Source organism: Ancylobacter crimeensis (assembly GCF_023016805.1).
Classification (GTDB): Bacteria; Pseudomonadota; Alphaproteobacteria; order Rhizobiales; family Xanthobacteraceae; genus Ancylobacter; species Ancylobacter crimeensis.
The window spans coordinates 1-752 of the sequence record NZ_JALKCH010000026.1 but is presented as its reverse complement, the minus strand read 5'-3'; the positions used below and the strand labels follow the sequence as shown (position 1 = coordinate 752).

The following is a 752-nucleotide window of genomic DNA, read 5'->3' as shown; positions in this document are numbered from 1 at the left end:
AAACGAGGAACGAAGATGAAGGTCGGATTTGTCGGTCTGGGGATCATGGGGGCGCCGATGGCGGGTCACCTGATCGATGCGGGCCATGAGGTCTATCTCTACGACATCAAGCCGGTCTCCGCGGAACTGACCGGCAAGGGCGGCACGGCCTGCGCCAGCGCCACCGAGGTTGCGAAGAACGCGGACGTCATCATCACCATGGTGCCGGACACCCCGCATGTGGGCGCCGCGCTGTTCGGCGAGGGCGGCGTGGCGGCCGGCCTGACCCCCGGCAAGACGGTGGTCGACATGAGCTCGATCGCCCCGGTCGAGACCAAGGAATACGCGAAGAAGATCAACGATCTGGGCTGCGACTACCTCGATGCGCCGGTCTCCGGCGGCGAGGTCGGCGCCAAGGCGGCCTCGCTCACCATCATGGTCGGCGGCCCCGAGGCGGCGTTCGAGAAGGTGAAGCCCCTTTTCGAGAAGATGGGCAAGAACATCACCCTGGTCGGTGGCAATGGCGACGGCCAGACCACCAAGGTCGCGAACCAGATCATCGTGGCGCTGAACATCCTCGCGGTGTCCGAGGCGCTGCTGTTCGCCTCCAAGGCGGGCGCGGATCCGGCCAAGGTGCGGCAGGCGCTGATGGGCGGCTTCGCCAATTCGCGCATCCTCGAGGTGCATGGCGAGCGCATCGTGAACCGGACCTTCAACCCCGGCTTCCGCATCGAGCTGCACCAGAAGGACCTGAACCTGGCGCTCACCGGGGC

1 protein-coding gene is annotated in these 752 nt (G+C 66.2%); it reads left to right on the top strand.

What is annotated here, in order from left to right; genetic code table 11:
• Nucleotides 1–15 precede the first annotated feature (15 nt).
• The coding region (locus MWN34_RS19540; protein WP_247030988.1) for a 2-hydroxy-3-oxopropionate reductase at nucleotides 16–752 on the top strand (737 nt) is incomplete at its 3' end.